General features: G+C 70.4%; 24 protein-coding genes. 7 read left to right on the top strand and 17 right to left on the bottom strand.

Translation table 11 applies throughout. The annotated features are described in order from the left end of the window. Nucleotides 1–16 precede the first annotated feature (16 nt). Together G3T14_RS18330 and G3T14_RS18325 are read left to right on the top strand one after the other, a co-directional pair. Nucleotides 17–322, top strand: coding sequence for a type II toxin-antitoxin system RelE/ParE family toxin (locus tag G3T14_RS18330; RefSeq protein WP_163643981.1), 306 nt, complete (start codon nucleotides 17–19; stop codon nucleotides 320–322). Further along, a complete protein-coding gene (locus G3T14_RS18325) occupies nucleotides 319–603 on the top strand; it encodes an addiction module antidote protein (protein ID WP_163643980.1) in 285 nt (94 codons plus the stop codon). The genes G3T14_RS18330 and G3T14_RS18325 overlap by 4 nt, the downstream gene beginning before the upstream one ends. On the opposite strand, the gene G3T14_RS18320 is transcribed toward G3T14_RS18325, so the two are convergent. Genes G3T14_RS18320 through G3T14_RS18275 form a run of 10 tightly spaced genes read right to left on the bottom strand, consistent with a single transcriptional unit; the run spans nucleotide 587 to nucleotide 5,617 of the window. Beyond that, a complete protein-coding gene (locus G3T14_RS18320) occupies nucleotides 587–1,045 on the bottom strand; it encodes a peptidase P60 (protein WP_246733412.1) in 459 nt (152 codons plus the stop codon). The two genes, G3T14_RS18325 and G3T14_RS18320, sit on opposite strands and share 17 nt — an antisense overlap. An 8-nt stretch (nucleotides 1,046–1,053) precedes the next feature. After that, on the bottom strand, nucleotides 1,054–1,947 hold the full coding sequence (locus G3T14_RS18315; RefSeq protein ID WP_163643978.1) for a DUF2163 domain-containing protein: 894 nt from the start codon (nucleotides 1,945–1,947) through the stop codon (nucleotides 1,054–1,056). A gap of 50 nt (nucleotides 1,948–1,997) precedes the next feature. Then, on the bottom strand, nucleotides 1,998–2,633 hold the full coding sequence (locus tag G3T14_RS18310) for a DUF2460 domain-containing protein (RefSeq protein WP_163643977.1): 636 nt from the start codon (nucleotides 2,631–2,633) through the stop codon (nucleotides 1,998–2,000). Nucleotides 2,634–2,664: 31 nt separating this feature from the next. Beyond that, on the bottom strand, nucleotides 2,665–3,240 hold the full coding sequence (locus G3T14_RS18305) for a phage tail tape measure protein (protein WP_163643976.1): 576 nt from the start codon (nucleotides 3,238–3,240) through the stop codon (nucleotides 2,665–2,667). 17 nt (nucleotides 3,241–3,257) lie between these two features. Then, nucleotides 3,258–3,479 (bottom strand): phage tail assembly chaperone, encoded by a 222-nt coding sequence (locus tag G3T14_RS18300; protein ID WP_163643975.1) that lies wholly within the window; start codon nucleotides 3,477–3,479, stop codon nucleotides 3,258–3,260. Further along, nucleotides 3,476–3,796, bottom strand: a complete 321-nt coding sequence (locus G3T14_RS18295) for a gene transfer agent family protein (RefSeq protein WP_163643974.1) — start codon at nucleotides 3,794–3,796, stop codon at nucleotides 3,476–3,478. Before G3T14_RS18295 ends, G3T14_RS18300 begins: the two co-directional genes overlap by 4 nt. Before the next feature lie 3 nt (nucleotides 3,797–3,799). Next, the gene (locus tag G3T14_RS18290; protein WP_163643973.1) at nucleotides 3,800–4,207 is read right to left on the bottom strand and encodes a phage major tail protein, TP901-1 family; all 408 of its coding nucleotides are present in this window, start codon (nucleotides 4,205–4,207) and stop codon (nucleotides 3,800–3,802) included. Nucleotides 4,208–4,225: 18 nt separating this feature from the next. After that, nucleotides 4,226–4,663: a DUF3168 domain-containing protein gene (locus tag G3T14_RS18285; protein ID WP_163643972.1), complete on the bottom strand. Its 438-nt coding sequence runs from the start codon at nucleotides 4,661–4,663 to the stop codon at nucleotides 4,226–4,228. After that, a complete protein-coding gene (locus G3T14_RS18280; protein ID WP_163643971.1) occupies nucleotides 4,663–5,016 on the bottom strand; it encodes a head-tail adaptor protein in 354 nt (117 codons plus the stop codon). The genes G3T14_RS18285 and G3T14_RS18280 overlap by 1 nt, the downstream gene beginning before the upstream one ends. Nucleotides 5,017–5,047: 31 nt before the next feature. Next, a complete protein-coding gene (locus G3T14_RS18275; RefSeq protein WP_163643970.1) occupies nucleotides 5,048–5,617 on the bottom strand; it encodes a hypothetical protein in 570 nt (189 codons plus the stop codon). 42 nt (nucleotides 5,618–5,659) lie between these two features. Here G3T14_RS18275 and G3T14_RS18270 point away from each other — a divergent pair, with 42 nt between their 5' ends. Together G3T14_RS18270 and G3T14_RS18265 are read left to right on the top strand one after the other, a co-directional pair. Then, a complete protein-coding gene (locus tag G3T14_RS18270) occupies nucleotides 5,660–6,397 on the top strand; it encodes a S1 family peptidase (RefSeq protein WP_163643969.1) in 738 nt (245 codons plus the stop codon). Between the two features lie 113 nt (nucleotides 6,398–6,510). Next, the gene (locus tag G3T14_RS18265) at nucleotides 6,511–7,371 is read left to right on the top strand and encodes a trypsin-like serine protease (protein WP_163643968.1); all 861 of its coding nucleotides are present in this window, start codon (nucleotides 6,511–6,513) and stop codon (nucleotides 7,369–7,371) included. A 28-nt stretch (nucleotides 7,372–7,399) separates the two neighbouring features. Here the strand turns inward: G3T14_RS18265 and G3T14_RS18260 are convergent, their stop codons facing one another. From G3T14_RS18260 to G3T14_RS18250, 3 genes are all read right to left on the bottom strand, one after another. Further along, a complete protein-coding gene (locus G3T14_RS18260; RefSeq protein WP_163643967.1) occupies nucleotides 7,400–8,119 on the bottom strand; it encodes a nucleoside deaminase in 720 nt (239 codons plus the stop codon). A gap of 230 nt (nucleotides 8,120–8,349) precedes the next feature. Beyond that, nucleotides 8,350–9,531: a phage major capsid protein gene (locus G3T14_RS18255; RefSeq protein ID WP_163643993.1), complete on the bottom strand. Its 1,182-nt coding sequence runs from the start codon at nucleotides 9,529–9,531 to the stop codon at nucleotides 8,350–8,352. 92 nt (nucleotides 9,532–9,623) lie between these two features. Then, entirely contained in the window at nucleotides 9,624–10,154 is a 531-nt protein-coding gene (locus G3T14_RS18250) for an HK97 family phage prohead protease (RefSeq protein ID WP_163643966.1), read from the bottom strand. An 84-nt stretch (nucleotides 10,155–10,238) separates the two neighbouring features. Here G3T14_RS18250 and G3T14_RS18245 point away from each other — a divergent pair, with 84 nt between their 5' ends. Next, the gene (locus G3T14_RS18245) at nucleotides 10,239–10,487 is read left to right on the top strand and encodes a type II toxin-antitoxin system VapB family antitoxin (protein ID WP_163643965.1); all 249 of its coding nucleotides are present in this window, start codon (nucleotides 10,239–10,241) and stop codon (nucleotides 10,485–10,487) included. Further along, nucleotides 10,484–10,897: a type II toxin-antitoxin system VapC family toxin gene (locus G3T14_RS18240; RefSeq protein ID WP_163643964.1), complete on the top strand. Its 414-nt coding sequence runs from the start codon at nucleotides 10,484–10,486 to the stop codon at nucleotides 10,895–10,897. Before G3T14_RS18245 ends, G3T14_RS18240 begins: the two co-directional genes overlap by 4 nt. On the opposite strand, the gene G3T14_RS18235 is transcribed toward G3T14_RS18240, so the two are convergent. The 3 genes from G3T14_RS18235 to G3T14_RS18225 form a co-directional block, all read right to left on the bottom strand. Then, nucleotides 10,876–12,033, bottom strand: a complete 1,158-nt coding sequence (locus tag G3T14_RS18235; protein WP_163643963.1) for a phage portal protein — start codon at nucleotides 12,031–12,033, stop codon at nucleotides 10,876–10,878. The two genes, G3T14_RS18240 and G3T14_RS18235, sit on opposite strands and share 22 nt — an antisense overlap. A 90-nt stretch (nucleotides 12,034–12,123) precedes the next feature. Next, nucleotides 12,124–13,398 (bottom strand): terminase family protein, encoded by a 1,275-nt coding sequence (locus G3T14_RS18230; protein WP_163643962.1) that lies wholly within the window; start codon nucleotides 13,396–13,398, stop codon nucleotides 12,124–12,126. After that, nucleotides 13,343–14,083: a hypothetical protein gene (locus G3T14_RS18225; RefSeq protein WP_163643961.1), complete on the bottom strand. Its 741-nt coding sequence runs from the start codon at nucleotides 14,081–14,083 to the stop codon at nucleotides 13,343–13,345. The genes G3T14_RS18230 and G3T14_RS18225 overlap by 56 nt, the downstream gene beginning before the upstream one ends. Nucleotides 14,084–14,365: 282 nt before the next feature. Between G3T14_RS18225 and G3T14_RS18220 the strand changes: the two genes are divergently transcribed. Next, nucleotides 14,366–14,800, top strand: a complete 435-nt coding sequence (locus G3T14_RS18220; protein WP_163643960.1) for a cupin domain-containing protein — start codon at nucleotides 14,366–14,368, stop codon at nucleotides 14,798–14,800. A gap of 352 nt (nucleotides 14,801–15,152) precedes the next feature. Here G3T14_RS18220 and G3T14_RS18215 read toward each other — a convergent pair whose 3' ends face one another. Beyond that, nucleotides 15,153–16,130, bottom strand: coding sequence for a serine protease (locus G3T14_RS18215; RefSeq protein ID WP_163643959.1), 978 nt, complete (start codon nucleotides 16,128–16,130; stop codon nucleotides 15,153–15,155). Between the last annotated feature and the right edge of the window lie 636 nt (nucleotides 16,131–16,766).

The following is a 16,766-nucleotide window of genomic DNA, read 5'->3' as shown; positions in this document are numbered from 1 at the left end:
CGGATACGAATTAGGCATGCCGTTGATCCAACTTTCAGATCAATTCAGGCGTTGGCTGCATGGCCTACGCGATGCTCGCGCCAAGGCGCGGGTCACCGCCCGTCTCCGAGCCGCGACCCTCGGGCATTTCGGCGACGTCGAGCCGGTCGGTGATGGAGTCTTCGAGATGCGGATTCACACCGGACCGGGATACCGGCTGTATTACACCCGGCGCGGTGAGGCTGTTTATCTGCTTCTGATCGGTGGTGATAAGTCGAGCCAGAGTCGAGATATCCAGAAAGCTCGACAGATGGCTATAGATCTCGATCGGACTCCATCATGACCCAGTTCACACCGTTCGACGCTTCGGAGTTCTTGGACAACCCCGATGTCATTGCCGAGTACTTGGCGGCGGCCCTCGAAGATCCTGATCCGGAGGTTTTCGTGGCGGCTCTCGGTGATGTCGCGAAGGCACGCGGCATGACCCAGATCGCCAAGGATTCGGGCCTAGGGCGCGAGAGCCTCTACAAGGCGCTCTCCCCGGGCTCGAAGCTGCGCTACGAGACGGTTCGGAAGGTCATGAGCGGGCTTGGCGTCAGGCTGACGATCACCCCGACCCCGTGACGGCTCCCGGAAACCGGAACGCATGGGCCAAATGCCGGCGCCACCAGCGGGTGAGCGCCACCTCGGTCACCGCGGCCCCATCATGGGCGTGGACCATGGTGTCCGGTCGGCAGGCGATGGCGCAATGCTTGGCCGGCAGGTGGGCGCGAAAGGCGAAGAGCAGCACGTCGCCGGGTTGCGGCGCATAGGCCGCGAGCGGGCCGGCGACGGGGACGAGGTGGCGCCGGGCGGCCTCGGCCAGCGGATCGCTGCCGAGGGCGGCCGATTCCGCCCAGGAGGCGGCATAGGGCGGAGCCGCCTCCGGCTCCGGTCCGAGAAGGCCTCGCCAGACCCCGCGCACGAGGCCGAGGCAGTCGCAGCCGATTCCCTTGAGCGAGGCCTGATGCCGGTAGGGCGTGCCGATCCAGGCCCGCGCCTCGGCGACGATGCTGTTCGGACTCATGGATACCCTCATCGGAACAGGCTGCCGCCATCGAGGCCGGGGCCGGAGCCCGGCGCGTGGCGCAGCACGAAGTCGTTGCCCGGCAGGTGCGGGAAGCCCCGGAAGGCGCGGGCGTTGGCGAATTTCTGGCCGCAGGTGGTAAAGCGCTTGTCGCAGCCCGCCGTAACCGTGAAGCGGTCTCCCGGCGCCGGGGCGCGGGCCGGGCTCTGCCACAGGTCGAGGCGGTGGCCGGCGGCCCCGACGCCATGGGCACGGATATCCGCGGACAGGCCGGCATTGGCGCCCGCGCTCCAGGCGAGGCGCCCGCTCGAGAACCAGCCCGCCGCGAAATCCGCCGCGAGGGTGACGTCGAGGCTCCCCGGTTCGCTCTGCGCCAGGACCGTGCCGCCGGCCCGGAAGCGCGGATCCTGAAGGTCGATGCCGCAGCGGCCATCGCCGAGATCGGCATCGCAGGTGGCGCGGTAGGTCCGGCCGTTCTCCGCATCGAGGCGGTCCATCAGGCCCCGCACTTCGGCGACGAAGCCGGCGCCGGCCCGGCGGACTTCGCCGATGCTGCCGATATCGAGGAGCAGGCGCGTCTCCGGGTTGGTCCAATCCACCAGCCAGGTCTCCACCGCCGCCCCGTCGTAGAGCCCTCCGGCCACGTCCGCATCGGTGAGGCCGGCGGCGGTGAGCGCGCCCGCCACCTCGCCCCCGCCGACGGCGAAGCCGAGTTCGGCGCTGGCCTCGGCCGCCTCCAGCCCCGAGCGGGCGGCGTAGGTGACCCCGGCGAAGGCGAGGTCGCGGTCGTGGTCGGTGAAGCCCAGCACCGCACCGTCGCGTCGGGTGAGCGACCAGCAATGGCACAGGGTGGTGGACCCGCCCGCGAGATGCGCGGCGAGGTCGGGGGGCAGGTCTCGCATGGTCCAAACTCCCCGATCGGCTCACCCGACGGCGGACGCGCGCCTGCCGGTCAAGGCACGATCTCGATCAGCGGCACCTTGGGGATCTCGCCGGCCGAGAAGGCCGAGAGGTCCACGGTGAGGTCGTCGGTGTCGAAGCGCACCGGCACGTCGAAGGCGAAGCCCGCGGTGACGATGGCCCCCGCCGGGGGCGCGGTGGCGAGGGTGACGAGCCCCGTCGCCGCGTCGCAGGCGAAGGCGGCGAGCGTCAGTTCGCGGCCCGCCACCGCGACGCGGACGCTTCCGGAGACCGGCTTGGCGATGACCCGGCGGTAGGGCAGCGGTCCGTCACCGTAGGTTTTCGCGAGTTGGAACGCGCGGGTCACCCCATCGCCGGCGCCGAGCCTCTGGTCGGTGGCCGCGACGGCGCGGGAGGGCGGCCCCGAGAGATGATCGACCCGGTCGCGATAGCGAAACCCGAACAGTCGGCCGCGCCGCTCCTCGAAGAAGGCCAGCACCGCGTGGAGCGCATCCAGGTTGCGGATGCCGAAGCCGGCGTCGAAGCGCCGGCGCGAATCCGCCCAGCGGCTGTTGCGGTGCTCCCGCCCCGAGGCCAGCGTGACGATCTCGGTCATCCGGCTCGGTCCCCCGCTGCCGCGCAGGGCGACGTCGAGGGGAAAGCGCACCTCGTGGAAATCGGTGGCCATGGTGTCACGGTCTCCCCGGTCGGGTTGGCGCTCACAGGCCGCGCCGGCCGCGCGCCACCGCTCGGGCGAGGCTGGCGGCGACCTGGGCTTCCGAGCGCCGGAAGCCGGCGATGTCCGGCGTGGTGATGTTGACGGTGACGGTGGCGCCCGTACCGCCGCCGGCGGCGACCCCGAGGCGCCCGTCGCTGCCGCGCTTGAGCGGCAGGATCGCCTCCGGTCCGGCCTCGCCCACCAGGCCGAGGCCGCCCCGCATCGGAAAGTAGGTGGGCGCGGCCACAACACCGCCGCTGGCGAAGGGCTGCACCCGGCCTCCCGCGATGACGCCGCCCGTGGCGAAGGCCGTGGCCTCGCTGGTGGCGTCGCTGTTGAGCAGCCCTTTCACCAGGCCGGTGATGCCGGCCTTGACCGGGCTCAGCGCCGCCTTGATCGCCACGTTGGAAAACTTGGTGGCGAGGCTGCCCAGCACCCCGTCGAGGGTGCGACCGGCGCCGACATTGCCGGTGAGCGCCTTCGACAGGCTCTGGCCGAATTTCTGGGCGAGCTTGTCGAGGGTATCGAGCTGCTTGATGCGCGCGGCGGTGTCGCGGTCGGAGGTGGTCTCGGCCATCGGAGTGTGTCCTCGCGTCAGGCGTCGTCGGGATAGGCGGCGATGAGCCGGTCGAGATCGGCCCGGCCCGCGGCGGGGGATCGCCGGGTCGACGGGCCTGCGGCGGCGATCAGCTCGCGCGGCGTGGCGGCCCAGAAGTCGCGCGGACGCCAGCGCAGGGTCCCGAGCCCCAGCGCCAGCGCGTCGTCCCACGGGAAGGCGGAAGGAGCGTCCGGCGCGGTCCCGCCCGTGGCGTTCAAGGGTCCGGCGGTGCGCCGAAGGCGGCATCGAGCGCCGCACCGAGGCGCGTGCCGATCTCGTCGAGATCGCCGGCCAGCGGCAGGGCCGCCACTGCCGCGTCGTCGAGGGCGTGGCCGCCCCCGCGCAGGGCCGCCCCGAGCAGCGCGATGAGGTCGCGCGCGGCGAGGCGCCCATGGGAGAAGCGCTCGGCGAGGCCGGCGAGATCGCCCGCCCCGAGGGCGTCCTCGAGTTCGGCGAGCGCCCCCAGCGTCAGGCACAGGGTGTAGCGCTCAGGGCCGAGGGTGAGGGACACCTCGCCGCGCCTGCGGTTGGCCATGGCTCAGGACGCCGTGAAGGTGAGGGGGCCGGCGGAGTCGAGCGCCATGTCGAAGGTCACTTCGCCGGCATGGTCGCCGCGATAATCCAGGCTGGTGATCTGGAAGAGCCCCTCCAGGGTGCCGAAGCCCGGCACCACCACCTGGAGGGTGTCGAGGGCGCCGTCGAAGAACATCTGCCGCAGGCGCAGATCCGAGGCCTCGTCGCGAAACACGCCGGAGCCGGAGATGGCGGCGCGGCGCACCCCGGCCCCGGACAGAAGCTCGCGCCAGCGCCCGGCGGATTCGGCATTGGTGACGTCCACCGCCTCGGCGTTGAAGGTGATCTGGCGGGTGCGCAGGCCGGCCACGGCGACGAAGCCGGCGCCGTTGCCGACCCGGATGAGAAGGTCCTTGCCTCGTTGTGCGGTCATGGTCGGGCTCCGGCGAGATCAGGATTCGAGCGCTTCGGTGAGCGCCTGCAGGGTCAGGGTGGCGCGGGCCTCGCCGGTGGCCGCATCCCGCCGCACGGCGAGGGCCTGCACCCGCAGGGTCACGAGGGCGTGGCCGGTCAGTGCCAGCGGCGCATCGGCGAGGAGGCCGGCCATGCGCTCGGCCGCATCGATGGCGCTGCGCGTGGAGCCCGGCCGGGCGAACAGGATCAGCGCCAGGCCGTGCGCGTGACGGCGCGCACCGTCGACGGAGTCGTCGCGGATCTCGGCATCGCCGAACACGGCGTAGACCGGGACGGACCCGCGCGGCGGCTCGTCGTAGAGGCGGAACGTACCGCCCATCATCCGGGCGAGCGCCGCGTCCGTGGCCAGATAGGCCAGGATGGCGCCACGCAGGGCCAGCAGCGGGCTCCTGGGGATTGGATCGGTGGCGGCCATCACGGGGCCTCCGCTTCGGTGGTTTCCTCCACGTGGCAGACGAGGTCGCGGCGGTCGCCGTCGGGGTCGCCGGCCGCGCGGATCACGAACCGGCGCGGCCCGGCGGCGAGCCGCATGGCCGGCGCGATCCCGGTGCGGTAGGCGAGCCGGACCCGGTGGGTCGCCACCACGTCCGCCCGGCCGCCGCGGACACGCTCGGCCGTACCGAGCGGCTCCAGCGCGCCCCACAGGAGCGGCCCGGCGACGTAGCGGCGCACCACGCCGCCGAAGCCGTCCGGGCTGTCCACGGGCCGTTCGAGCACGAAGCGGCGGCGCCGCGCGCCGATGGGCACGCGGGGGGAAGGCTGCGTCATGGGTCGTCTCCGGTCTGGTGGCGGGCGCGCGCTACAGCCGCATCCGCCGCTGCGGCGCGATCAGCGCCGCCAGGGTCGCGGGTGGCGCGGCCAGTCCCGGCTCGTCGCCGCGATGCACGAACCACTGGGCGGTGAGGTGCCGGATCGCCTGGATCAGGTCGGGCGGCGCCGGCGGGCCATCGCCGCCATGGCCCGCCGTGACCTCGACGAGGGCGGCCCGGCGGTAGAGGTCCGGGGCGGCCGGATCGACCAGGAGGCAGGGCGCCTCCACCAGGTCGGGACCGAGCCGGACCAGGCCGGGCGCGAGGTCGGTGACGATCCCGTCGGCATCGACGAGGCCGGCCCGGACCAGTCCGAGCACGGGGCTCAGGGGCAGCGGCACGATCCCGTCCGCCGGCCAGCCGGTGAGCATCATCCGGTAGCGGCCCGGGGTGAGCAGGCGCCGGCTCGCGCTCTCCACCTGCGCCCGGGCGGCGGCGATGAGGCGCGACACCAGCGCGTCCTCGGCACCGCCATCGTCGGGGTCGAGGCGCAGCGAGAGGCGCATCTCCGACAGGCTGACCGGCTCGACGGTGGGGCCATCGACGCGTATCGGGGTCATGGTCGTCTCCGTCGGGTGCGACGCGAAAAAGGGTGGTGGGCGATGGCCGTACGTTCTCGATCGGCCGCCCTGCTCTGGCTGATGCTGGCATCCGCTCCGGCCGGCGCGGTGGTAGGGGGCCGCGAAGCGCCCGAGGCCGCCGGCTCGGCCGTGATGGTTCTGTCCTCCAACGGCGGCGTCTGCACCGGCGTGGTCCTGGGACCGGATACGGTGCTCACCGCCGGCCATTGCGTGGCCGCCCGCGCCGAGCACCGGGTCCATTTCAAGGACGCGGCCGGCGCGCCCATCCTCGTCGAACTCGCCGCCCGCGCGCTTCATCCGGGCTACGATTCCGGCGCGGTGGCGGGCCGGCGTCGCTCGGTCGATCTCGCGCTGCTGCGCACCGCGACCCCGCTGCCCGCCCGTTTCGGGCCCGCGACCCTGAGCGCCGCGATGCCGCGGGCCGGCGAGACGGTGAGCGTTGCGGGCTACGGCGTCTCGGCACCGGGCGTCGCCCGCACCACCGGCACGTTCCGCAGCGTCGATCTCGCGGTGGTCGAACCCTATGGCCCGAGCCGGATCCTGGTCTGGCTCAAGCCCACGGCGGGGCCGGCGGGCGCCTGCCAGGGCGATTCCGGCGGTCCGATCGCCATCGGCGCGGATGTGGTCGCGGTCTCGGCCTGGGTCGGCGGCGGGGCTTGCGGCAGCCTCACCCAGGGCGTCCTCCTCGGTCCGCAGCGCGCCTGGATCGACCGGACGCTGGGCGGCTGGGGCGATGCGGCGCGCTGGGCCGCCCCGTGAGGATGAGCGGGTTGCCTCCCGGACCAGGGAACCAGAGCTTGGCCGGGCGATTGCCTTCGGATACGCTTCGTCATGGTTTCGTCCGGCGCAGGGCTGGGCGCGGGAGAGACACGATGTTGCCGACCGCGCTCCGCAAGGCCGCCCTCGCGGCCGTGATCGGGTGTCTGCCCGCCCCGGCCTTCGCCGTGATCAACGGCGAGGTCTCGCGCGACCCCGACGGCCTGCGCGCCTCGGTGGTGCGCATCGAGAGCACCCAGGGCGAAATCTGCTCCGGCACCTTGATCGCCCGCGACCTCGTGCTCACCGCCGCGCATTGCGTGATGCACCAGGCCGGCTACAGCGTCGTCGCCGTCGACCGGAATTTCCGTCAGCGTCGCATCCTGGCCGTGGCGGCCGCGATGCATCCCGACTTCGTGCCCGGCACCACGCCGGAGGACCAGCCCGGCACCGATCTCGCCCTGCTCAAGCTCGCCGAGCCGCTGGGGGCCGACTTCCAGCCCCTCGATCCGCGCGGGGGCACCATCAACACCGGCGATCCGGTGGACATCGCCGGCTTCGGCGTGGTGGCGGAGAACCGCCGCAACACCGCCCGCACCCTCCGCCAGGCCCATCTGGTGTCGATCGGCTCGCTTCAGGTGGCCAACACCGTCACGGTGGTCACCGATCGGCGGCGCATGGCCGAGACGGCGGGCGCCGGTGCCTGCCTGGGCGATTCCGGCGGTCCGATCCTGAGCGGCGGCCCCGGCAACTACCGGATCGTCGGCGTGGTGAGCTGGTCGAGCGGCGCCATGCGCCAGGACAAGCGCGCCCGCACCGCCTGCGGCGGCTTCACCGCCGTCACGCCCACCGGCGAGCATGCCGGCTGGATCACGTCGCGGGCCGCCGAAATGGCGCAGCTCTCGGTGGGCGAGGCCATGGCCGGCCTGCGCGGCAACCGCTCCGACTGGATGGCCCGGCCGGGCCGGTCTCGCTGACGCTAAAGGACGCGCAAGCCGGTGCCCCTCAGTAGGGGTGCCGATCCTGCTTGTCGGTCCAGGCCTTGTAGGCCTTGAGCCCAACCTCCCGCTCGAAATTCTCGGTGACGGCGATGCGCCGCTCGCCCCAGGGCTTGGCGAAATCCTCGTACTGGAAGGCGTCGTCGAAGCCGATGGCGCTGGTGTCCTTGAGGCTTGCGGCAAAATAGACGTGGTCGATGCGTGACCAGTAGATCGCGCTCATGCACATCGGGCAGGGCGCGCCGTTGATGTAGATCTCGCAGCCCTTCAGCATGCGGGCGCGCTCGGGAACGGGGTCGGGCGAGCCGGGCTCGCGGGCGATCATCTCGAGGATCGTGCCCGCGCCGTATTCGCTGCCGAGCAGGGCCTTCGGGTTGAGGCGCGCCGAGGCATCCATGATCGCCGTGACTTCCGCGTGGAACACCGGGATCCCGGTGAGCAGCACGCGGTTCTGGCCGCGTCCGATGATCTCGCCATCCTTGACGATCACGGCGCCGAACGGGCCACCCCAGCCCTTCTCGACGGATTCGATGGCGAGGCGCGTCGCCTCTTCCATGAATTTGCGTTTGTCCGGCGCGGCGACCACGGCCGCGGCCGGACTCGTCGACAGACCGGCCGTGGTGGCGACGCCCGCAGCGACCGCGCTCGCGAGGAACAGGCGCCGGTTCGGCGTGTCGAGGGCCGAACACCCCGCGTCGTGACCGGCCTCGCAGCTGCAGGATGTCATGCCGTATCGATCCTTCGATGAACAGGAGGCCGCGCAGAACCGGAGACGACGCGTGTCGCTCCGGGCGCGATGACCGGATGATCCCGGCGATGGCCGCGTATCACCTGAACAGATAAGAAACGGCCGCCTATTCGTGAGCAATCCAACCCATTCATCGAATCGGCCATTGGGATTGTCTGCGTTAAAGTTGTCCCGCCTCCGACTTGGTCTCACCGGAGGCGGGCTTTCGCTCAGGCGAACTTCAGCAGCTTGATCGCGTCGAAGTCCTGCACGCCGCCGCCCACGCGCTTGGTGGTGTAGAACAGCACATAGGGCTTGGCCGAGTAGGGGTCGCGCAGCACCCGCAGGCCGGCGCGGTCCACCACGAGGTAGCCGCGGCGGAAATCGCCGAAGGCGATCGAGAGGCTGCCGGCGGCGGCATCCGGCATCGCCTCGGTCTCCGCCACGGAGAAGCCGAGCAGGCTCGCGGCGCGGTCGGCGGCCTGCGGCGGTTGCCACAGGTAGTTGCCCTCGGCGTCTTTCATCTTGCGGATCGTGCTCTGCACCCGGCGGTTCATCACGAAGCTGGCGTTCTGGCGGTAGCCGGCACGCAGGGCGTAGACGAGGTCGTAGAGCACGTCCGCCGGGTTTGCGGCCGGAAACGCCCCGGCCGCGCCCGTTGCCACGGTTCCGAGCTTGCCCGGCACCCAGGCGGCGTTGGCCACGGTGTCGTAGCTGAGGAACCCGCGCGGGCGGCTGACGCCGTTGCCGGTGACGAAGGCGGTGCCCTCCTGCTCGGCGAAGGCGGTCTCGACCTCGTCGGCGAGCCAGGCGTCGATGTCGACGATGGCGTCGTCGAGCAGCGTCTGGGTCGCCGCCGGCATGGCGTAGAGTTCCATGGCGGGGAAGCTCAGTTCCGACAGGGTCGGCGCGTCGGTCTGCGGCCGCGGCGCAGCCTCGGCGACCCAGCCCGAGACCGCGTCGCTCACCGAAACCGCGCGCTTGTACTGGCCGCCCGAGATGGTGCGTACGGTGGCGAGCGCCCGGATCGGTGAGAGACGGGCGAGGCGGGTGAGCACGTCACGCTCCACGATCGCCGGCACGAGGTAGCCGCCATCGGGGCCGGACCCGGCCGAGAGCGCCTTTTCCTCCAGGCGCTTCAGCCCGGCGCTCTCGCCGGCCCGGACGTAGAGGTCGAAGGCCGATTTGTGCTCGGTGGCCGCCGCATCGTGGACCACCGCGCCGGCGGCACCGAGCGGCGGGCGCCGCCCGTCGAGGGTGATGCGGTCGAGGCGGGTGCGGGCGGAGTCGAGCGCCGCGTCGATGCGGGCGAGCTTCTCCTCGGTGAGGACGTCGCGCCGCCCGGTGATCTCGGCAAGGCGGAGGTCGTTGGTCTCCTTGAACGCCTCGAAGGCGCGGGACAATTCACCCATCGCCGCGTTCACGGCGGGGTCGGCCGGGCCATGGCCGGCGGCCTTGTCTTCCAGGGAAAGAGCGTTTTTGGTCTCGAACGGGGCGTGGACGGTCATGCGAACCTCGACGTGCGGGGGGAGGGGGCGGCGACGGGCCGGGTGGAAGCGGAGACCGGCGGGCGCCGGGAGGGCGCCACACGCCGGGCGAAGGCGCGCAGTTCGGCCGCGAGCGGCGCGGATTTGGTCGCGATCCGCGCGCCGGATTGCAGCGGGAAGGTGACGAGGGAGATCTCCCAGAGATCGACGCTGTGGAGCCGGCGCAGGCCGCCGCGCTCGGGCGCCGAGCGCAGGGTGCGAAAGCCGATGGAGAGCCCGTCGAGGGCGCCCTCGCGCATCAGCGCATCGAGTTCGCGGGCGCGCTGCACGGCGAGGTTCAGCTGGCCCGCGACGCGCAATCCGCGCGCATCCTCGGTGAGGGACAGCCAGCGCCCGACGGGCTCGGCCGGATCGTGCTGCCACAGCATGCGCACGCCCTCCGCGCCGCGCTGGGCGAGACTCGCCGCGAAGGCGCCCGCCGCCACCACGTCGCGCCCGAGATCGGGCACGCCGAACAGGCTGGCATAGCCGGTGAAATGGCCGTCCATCGAACCCCCCGGAAACCGGTGTGGATGACACGGCGTCCGGCTCGGGATATCCTCGTTTCAGCGAGGATATCCATCGAGGTCGGCATGCCGCTCTACATCAAGGACGACGCGACGGCCGCGCTCGTGGCGCAACTCGCCCGCGCCGCCGGCGTGACCAAATCCGAGGCGGTGCGCCGGGCGGTGGCGGCGGAATTGGCGCGGCTGGCGCCGGCCGCTCCCGAACCGCTTGCGCTGCGCACGCGCTTTGCCCAATTGCGCGCCCGCCATCCGCTGCCGGCGGCCACGGGCGCAGCGGCCGACAAGGCGTTCTTCGACGACTTGAGCGACGCATGACCCTGTTCGTCGATGCCTCGGCCCTGATCGCGATCATCGCCGGCGAGGCCGACGCGGATGCCTTGAGCGACATCCTCGAATCCGATCCCGATCGGCTCTGCTCGGCCCTCTCCCTGTGGGAGACCGTCGCCGGGCTGGTGCGCAGCCACGCGCTCACGGTGGCGGCGGCCCGTGCCCAGGTCGAGCTGTTCTGCGAGGCCGGCGACCTCCGCCTCGTCTCCATCGGGGAGGCCGAGTTCGCCCTGGCGGTGGAGGCCTATGGCCGCTTCGGCAAGGGCCGGCATCCGGCGTCGCTGAACATGGGGGATTGCCACGCCTATGCCTGCGCCAGGGCGCACGGGGCGGGGCTGCTGTTCAAGGGCGACGATTTTTCGAAGACCGATATCGCTCAGGCCGGCCGCGGCCCGTAGCCCACCGCTTCGCGCTTTTCGGCCTCGCTCAGGAAATCCGCGCCCTGCACCCGGCGCCACAGCGATTCGCGCTCGGGCGCCAGCGCCTCGATGGCGTCGAGGTCGGGTTCGAGCCGGGTCGGGCCGAAGGCCGGTTCGAGCCACTGGCTCAGGCAATCGGCGGTGCGGCGCACCAGCGGGATCACGGTCTGGCGGTAGAAGGCGCGATTGGCCTCGGCGTAATTGGCATGGGTGTTGTCGCCGGGCAGGCCGAGCAGCAGCGGCGGCACGCCGAAAGCCAGGGCGATCTCGCGGGCGGCCCCGCTTTTCGCCTCCACGAAATCCATGTCCTTGGGGGACAGCGCGAGCGGCTTCCAGTCGAGGCCGCCCTCCAGCAGCAGCGGGCGCCCGGCATTGCCGGCTCCCTGGTAGTTCGTCTCCAGCTCGGATTTCAGGCGGCTGAACTGCGCCTCGCTCAAGGTGCTGCCCGCCGACGAGGCGAAGACCAGGGCGCCGGAGGGGCGCGCGGCGTTGTCGAGGAGCGCCTTGTTCCAGGCGCCGGCCGCGTTGTGGATGTCGAGGGCGGTGGCCGCCGCCTCCATCGGCGACAGGCCGTAATGGTCGTCCGTCGGGTGGAACAGGGTGAGGTGGAGGATGGGCGCCACGCCGTCCTGGGTCTGGTCGTACCGCAGGGTGCGCCCGCCCACGGTGTAGGCGTAGGCGATCGGCCAGCCATCCGGCCCCGGCACCACCCGCATCCGGTCGGGGCGCAGCCCGTGCAGCTCGCGGATCGTCCCGTCGAGGCCGACCGCCTCGAGATAGGCGTTCCCCGACACCATGAGGTGGCCGTAGAGCGACTCGAGCAGCCGGGCGCCGCCCTCGCGCGGGTTCGGCCGGGCGAGGAGCTGCAGCAGCGGATGATCCGCATCCGCATCGGCCAGCACCAGGGGCAGGCTGGCGGCGGCCTCCGCCACCAGCCGCACCGCCCGGTGCACCACCGCGTTGCGCTGGAACCCCTCACGGGCGAGCGCCCCACCCTCGCGCGCGGTCCAGACCGGCCGGCCCTCGCCGTAGAACGTCACCGCCAGGGGCGCGGCCTTGGTCGCGGGGGCGGGGCCGGCGGCCCGTCGGACGAGCCGGCTGAGAAGGTTTGCCATGGGGCGTCCTTGTCGAAAGACCTGCTGGGTCGGTGAGGGAGCTTGACGCGTCCGGTTTCCCTCTCCGCGCCTGCGGGGAGACAAGGCCGCTCACAGCCGCCGGATCCGCGGCTCGGCCGGCACCCGCAGCATCAGGTGCGTCAGCGCCCAGACCAGGGCGTCGAGGCGGTCGGGCGAGGCGCCCGAGGACAGGCCGTCGGCGCCGAAATCGCAGAGCTCGTCCTCGAGCGCCGGCAGGGCGCCGACATGATGGACGCGGCCCTGCGCGTACAGCACCGAAACCGGCTCGGCTCGCAGGTATTTTCCGCGGGTGGCCCGCACCGGGGTGACCGGCACCGCGGCGTCGACCTCGTTGAGGACGGCGGTGGCCATCTCGCCGCCCTGGTTGACCTCGACCACGAGGCCGTCGGCGGAGAGCCGGTGGTAGAGCGCCAACGCCGCCGAGGCCCAGGCCTGCGGGCTGGCCCGGGCCAGCGTGGCGTCGGCGAGCACATAGGCCTCGCCGGAGGCCGCGATCCCAGCCGCCACGATCCCGCAGGCATCGGCCCCGGCCTTGGAGGAGGCCGGCGGGTCCACCGCCACGACGATGCGGCGCAGCTCCGGGGCGTCGCGGACGCGGGTCGCCTCGATGCGGTCGCGGGTCCAGAGCGCGTCGGCGCGGTCCTCGATCAGCTCGCCGTCGAGCTCCTGGCGTCCGAGCCGGGTGCCGGCATAGCGCCCCACCACCGCGTCGAGGAACGACGGGGCGAGGTTTTGGGCATTGTCGGCGGTGCGGGAGCGGCTGATCACCGTGGTCGGATCGGCGAGGATGCGGCGCAGCAGCGGGATCGGCCGCGGCGTCGTGGTGACGAGGCCGCGCGGGGTCTGGCCGAGCCGCAGGCCGAACTGGATCATGTCCCAGGTGCTCTCGGCATAGCGCCACTTGGCGAGTTCGTCGGACCAGGCGGCGCCGAATTGCGGACCGCGCAGGGAATCCGGCTCCTCCGCCGAGAAGGCGAGGGCGACGGCGCCGTTGTCCCAGTCGAGCCGCCGCCGCGAGGGCGACCAATGCGGCCGCCGGCCATTCAGCGCGAGCAGGCCGGACGGCCCTTCGATCATCACGTCGCGGACATCCGCGAAGGTCTCGCCGATCAGGGCGATGCGCCCCACCGGACCTTGCGTGAAGGCCGGGTCGCCGGTGGCCAGCGCCCGCACCCATTCGGCCCCGGTGCGGGTCTTGCCCGAGCCGCGCCCGCCCACCACCGCCCAGGTGGTCCAGGGTTGTCCCGGGCAGGGCGGCAACTGGTCGGATCGCGCCGCATGCAGCCAGTCATGGGCCAGCGCCCGGATCAGGTGCGGCGGCAGGCTCGCCAGGAAGGCCGGCATCCGCCCGCTCAGGGAGGCCTGCCGCATAACGCTGCGCGATCTGCGCGCGCAGGGCGGACAGATCGGATTCTTCGGGGCCGAACTCTTCGGTACCGGAGCTTTGGAAGCCGAAGCTTTGGAGGCCGGCTTGCGAGCGATCCGCGCCATCGTCCCCTCCGTCCGTGGCTGCTTCGTCGAGGAGGCGCTTCAGGCCGCCGAGATCCCGGAGGATGCGGGCGGTGTCGAGGGTGGCCGGCGGATCGTCCGACAAAGCCGCGTCGAAGCGGGCGATCTGCCGGGCGATGTGGCCGCGCAGGGCCGCCCGCAGGCCGGGGCTCGACAGCCCCTTAGCCCCGTCGTCGAGCAGCATGCCCGGCCGCCGCCCGGTGAGGCCCATGGTCTCGAACAGGGCCACGGCGCGGGGGCGCGGCGCGCCCATGGCCACCGCGAGGTCGCCGATCTCCACCAAAGGCTGGCGATACAGCCGCGCCACCGCCGCCCGTCGCGGCGCCGGCCATGCGGAGGGTTCGGGGATCTGGCGATGGCCGAATCGGACCGGTCGCCAGCCGTAGCGCCGGTTCCAGCACCGGATGGTCGATAGACGGGCGCCGGTCTGCGCCGCGATCGCCCGCACGGACAATCCGGTGTCGCGCATCAGCGCTTCGGTGGCGTCCCGGACGGCGATGTCGACCGCGCACTTGGTCATCGCCGCCTCCCGTCCCACTCACACTTCTGGAGCGTGGGGAAGTGATACCCCAGGAGCGTCGCGCTGTCAAACATTAATTCCTAATATGCGGAATTTAGTCCGGTTCTCATGGGGTGCCAGAGGGCGCCGCCATGCCGCCGCGGCCGGATCTTCCACCCCGGACGAATGGCGGGATCGTCACGCGGGCGCAGCCGCCTCGTGTCCGCCGCACCCGGTTGGGCGCCTCCGCAAAACCCGCTATCGTGCCGGCCAAGCAACGGCGACTTTCGGGGGAGACGGCACATGAGCGACGCAACCAGCAGCGGCCCCGTGACGGCGCATGCGGTCTTCGATGTCGGCGCGTATGCGGCGCGGCTGCCCGAGACCTGCGACACGATGGTGGCCGACCACCGCTTCACCGACGATCCGGCGGCGAGCGCCCGGGTGTTCCGGGTCTACCACCCGACTCCGCCGCACAGCCACGCGAGCTGCGACGAGTATCTCTATGCCCTGTCGGGCCGCTGCCTGATGCAGCTCGCCGACGCGCCCCCGGTGGAGGTCGGCCCCGGCATGCTGGTGTTCTTCAAGCGCAACGTGGTGCACGCGGTGCCCGAGATTCTGGAGCACCCGATGGTGTTCCTCTCGGTGGACACCCCCCGGCGCGAACCCCGCGACATCCGCTTCGTCGAGGCCGGCACCGGCACGCCGGACAGCTTCATCCGGCAGAGCGAGGGGTAGGCCGCAGTGCTGGGCGGTGGCGTGAGCGGTGAATGCCGCCGTCCGACACTGGTCGCACTCGGTTGGCGGCCACCCGGCCTCATTGAGCCGTTTCACCGCAAGGTGTCAGGGCGCCAGCTGATCAGTACCTGACGTTTGGTACCTATCGCCAACGACTGCTTTGGGTGGTTTTGAGACTGTCCGGTTCGGGGTGTTAAGGCTCAAAGGCGGACACTGCCGTTGCGTCCGCTATTGACCCGCACCCTCACACGATAGGCGATGAGTTGCTTGAGCGGCGTCGACGGTTGTGCGCCTAGTGGCGTGGGAATGCGCACTAAGCTCTGACTTAAATTCAGGATTGCTTGATAATATACTAAGCGCGTATATAATCTCCGTTGCACGGGTTATACGCTATTCTAGCGATGTCAAACATTTGGTGACTTGCGGCCCATTGCTGAGCTTCGGCTAAATCTTGGCCAATGCATACTAACTGTCCTCCCAAATCGAATACGCCGACGCAGAAAAACAAGCCAGGGTTGGATGGGTCAATCGAGCCCATCATCTGTGCAGGCAAATTCCATCCTGCGAAGAAGGTTGCAGTGCCGACGCCACCCGCGATGCCCGAACTGACGACGCCAACTACGTGGCCAGCTTCGTTGAAAACTGGCCCTCCGCTCATGCCGCCCGGCCAGTCCGCTGCCACACGGAATATAGGCCACGGACGACCACGACCGCCGTCTGCTAGCTCGATGTCGGTAATCTTTCCGAATGACCCATACATGTACTGCGAGATTGGGCGATCGTCTCTACCTTCGGTCTTGTCGAGACCGGCGTATCCAAGTGCTAAAACGCGCTCGCCGGGACGGGGCCACCAGCGTCGCAGATCAAGTGGTAAATACGGCGTTCTATGTTCACTAGATTTTGATGCATGAATCCTTAGTACCACAAGCTCTGTAAGATTGCGCAACCGTGGTATTCCAAGCGGAGGCGTTTCTACTGCAATTTGGGCATGGCACCCGCTTAACGGACGCCATGCGTCCGCAGCTATGGGCGGAGTTCCAATGGCAAGGCCCTGTAGCTCAAGAGCAACCAAACGGAGATCAGGGCGCAGTATCGCCTGCGTGCCGGTACGATCCGCCTCAAATAAATTTTCGAGGACGTGGTACGCTGTTACACAGCGTGACCACGGGTCTATACGGAACGTGGTGCCTTCGCCGCGCGGCCGATTGTCCGGCTGCTGAGGATCGAAGCTGAATAGCGGCAATATTTTCGACCTTAGCTCCGGATCTTGGACTAAAAATAGGCCATCGCTTTCGATCGCGCCGCTCTCTGGCTCAGCTGGAAAACTCATTCAGAAATACTGCCTTATCGTTCTAAGAGCATTGGCAAACGCGATTTTAGTATCATGGGCGTGATCTGACAAACGTGCTTGCGTACGGAGAGGATGGATTCCCAGTCGAGGCGAGGCATTAAGTAGAAGATTCTCCATAAGCTCAAGGATGATGGTCTGATCTCCCTCTTAAGGTGGGAAACGGCTAAATATGAAAAAATGGTTGCTTCTGGGAGGCGCCGAGCTTTGCTCACATGCCCGACATAGTTCGCGACCCGTTCGTCCGCTTCCGGGCGGAGGGCTAAAGCCTGCTTTCTGCTCTGAGCAGACAGCGCGAGACCGTCAACGAACGTCCGCTTCGGGTGAGCGCCCAGGTCGCTCCCGTTAGCTGAGTTGGGTCGTTAGCCGCCCTAGCAAAAGGTACCGAGTGCTACGTTCAGACCTCGACACGGTATCCATACCACCTTGAGCCAGCGGACGAGCATCTGCCGACGAATGCGGTCCGGCATGCCCTGGACGAGCGTCGGTATCCTGCGTCGTGGAGGGATAGTCGACGCAACCAGAAATGACTTGAAAACCTGGGCCGTTTCGCTCTGAACTCGTCGGGAGCCGATGCGATTCCTGTCGCAGGGGCCGAACTTGATTTCGGATAGGCAG

The organism is Methylobacterium sp. BTF04, assembly GCF_010692745.1.
Lineage (GTDB): Bacteria > Pseudomonadota > Alphaproteobacteria > Rhizobiales > Beijerinckiaceae > Methylobacterium.
The sequence above is the reverse complement of the archived record's forward strand: the minus strand, read 5'-3'. Positions and strand labels throughout refer to the sequence as shown.

Excerpts from the sequence above, each read along its gene's own strand:
- G3T14_RS18330 (WP_163643981.1), top strand. The coding sequence starts at position 17 with ATGCCGTTGATCCAACTTTCAGATCAATTCAGGCGTTGGCTGCATGGC.
- G3T14_RS18325 (WP_163643980.1), top strand. The coding sequence starts at position 319 with ATGACCCAGTTCACACCGTTCGACGCTTCGGAGTTCTTGGACAACCCC.
- G3T14_RS18320 (WP_246733412.1), bottom strand. The coding sequence starts at position 1,045 with ATGAGTCCGAACAGCATCGTCGCCGAGGCGCGGGCCTGGATCGGCACG.
- G3T14_RS18315 (WP_163643978.1), bottom strand. The coding sequence starts at position 1,947 with ATGCGAGACCTGCCCCCCGACCTCGCCGCGCATCTCGCGGGCGGGTCC.
- G3T14_RS18310 (WP_163643977.1), bottom strand. The coding sequence starts at position 2,633 with ATGGCCACCGATTTCCACGAGGTGCGCTTTCCCCTCGACGTCGCCCTG.
- G3T14_RS18305 (WP_163643976.1), bottom strand. The coding sequence starts at position 3,240 with ATGGCCGAGACCACCTCCGACCGCGACACCGCCGCGCGCATCAAGCAG.
- G3T14_RS18295 (WP_163643974.1), bottom strand. The coding sequence starts at position 3,796 with ATGGCCAACCGCAGGCGCGGCGAGGTGTCCCTCACCCTCGGCCCTGAG.
- G3T14_RS18290 (WP_163643973.1), bottom strand. The coding sequence starts at position 4,207 with ATGACCGCACAACGAGGCAAGGACCTTCTCATCCGGGTCGGCAACGGC.
- G3T14_RS18285 (WP_163643972.1), bottom strand. The coding sequence starts at position 4,663 with ATGGCCGCCACCGATCCAATCCCCAGGAGCCCGCTGCTGGCCCTGCGT.
- G3T14_RS18280 (WP_163643971.1), bottom strand. The coding sequence starts at position 5,016 with ATGACGCAGCCTTCCCCCCGCGTGCCCATCGGCGCGCGGCGCCGCCGC.
- G3T14_RS18275 (WP_163643970.1), bottom strand. The coding sequence starts at position 5,617 with ATGACCCCGATACGCGTCGATGGCCCCACCGTCGAGCCGGTCAGCCTG.
- G3T14_RS18270 (WP_163643969.1), top strand. The coding sequence starts at position 5,660 with ATGGCCGTACGTTCTCGATCGGCCGCCCTGCTCTGGCTGATGCTGGCA.
- G3T14_RS18265 (WP_163643968.1), top strand. The coding sequence starts at position 6,511 with ATGTTGCCGACCGCGCTCCGCAAGGCCGCCCTCGCGGCCGTGATCGGG.
- G3T14_RS18260 (WP_163643967.1), bottom strand. The coding sequence starts at position 8,119 with ATGACATCCTGCAGCTGCGAGGCCGGTCACGACGCGGGGTGTTCGGCC.
- G3T14_RS18255 (WP_163643993.1), bottom strand. The coding sequence starts at position 9,531 with ATGGGTGAATTGTCCCGCGCCTTCGAGGCGTTCAAGGAGACCAACGAC.
- G3T14_RS18250 (WP_163643966.1), bottom strand. The coding sequence starts at position 10,154 with ATGGACGGCCATTTCACCGGCTATGCCAGCCTGTTCGGCGTGCCCGAT.
- G3T14_RS18245 (WP_163643965.1), top strand. The coding sequence starts at position 10,239 with ATGCCGCTCTACATCAAGGACGACGCGACGGCCGCGCTCGTGGCGCAA.
- G3T14_RS18240 (WP_163643964.1), top strand. The coding sequence starts at position 10,484 with ATGACCCTGTTCGTCGATGCCTCGGCCCTGATCGCGATCATCGCCGGC.
- G3T14_RS18235 (WP_163643963.1), bottom strand. The coding sequence starts at position 12,033 with ATGGCAAACCTTCTCAGCCGGCTCGTCCGACGGGCCGCCGGCCCCGCC.
- G3T14_RS18230 (WP_163643962.1), bottom strand. The coding sequence starts at position 13,398 with ATGCCGGCCTTCCTGGCGAGCCTGCCGCCGCACCTGATCCGGGCGCTG.
- G3T14_RS18225 (WP_163643961.1), bottom strand. The coding sequence starts at position 14,083 with ATGACCAAGTGCGCGGTCGACATCGCCGTCCGGGACGCCACCGAAGCG.
- G3T14_RS18220 (WP_163643960.1), top strand. The coding sequence starts at position 14,366 with ATGAGCGACGCAACCAGCAGCGGCCCCGTGACGGCGCATGCGGTCTTC.
- G3T14_RS18215 (WP_163643959.1), bottom strand. The coding sequence starts at position 16,130 with ATGAGTTTTCCAGCTGAGCCAGAGAGCGGCGCGATCGAAAGCGATGGC.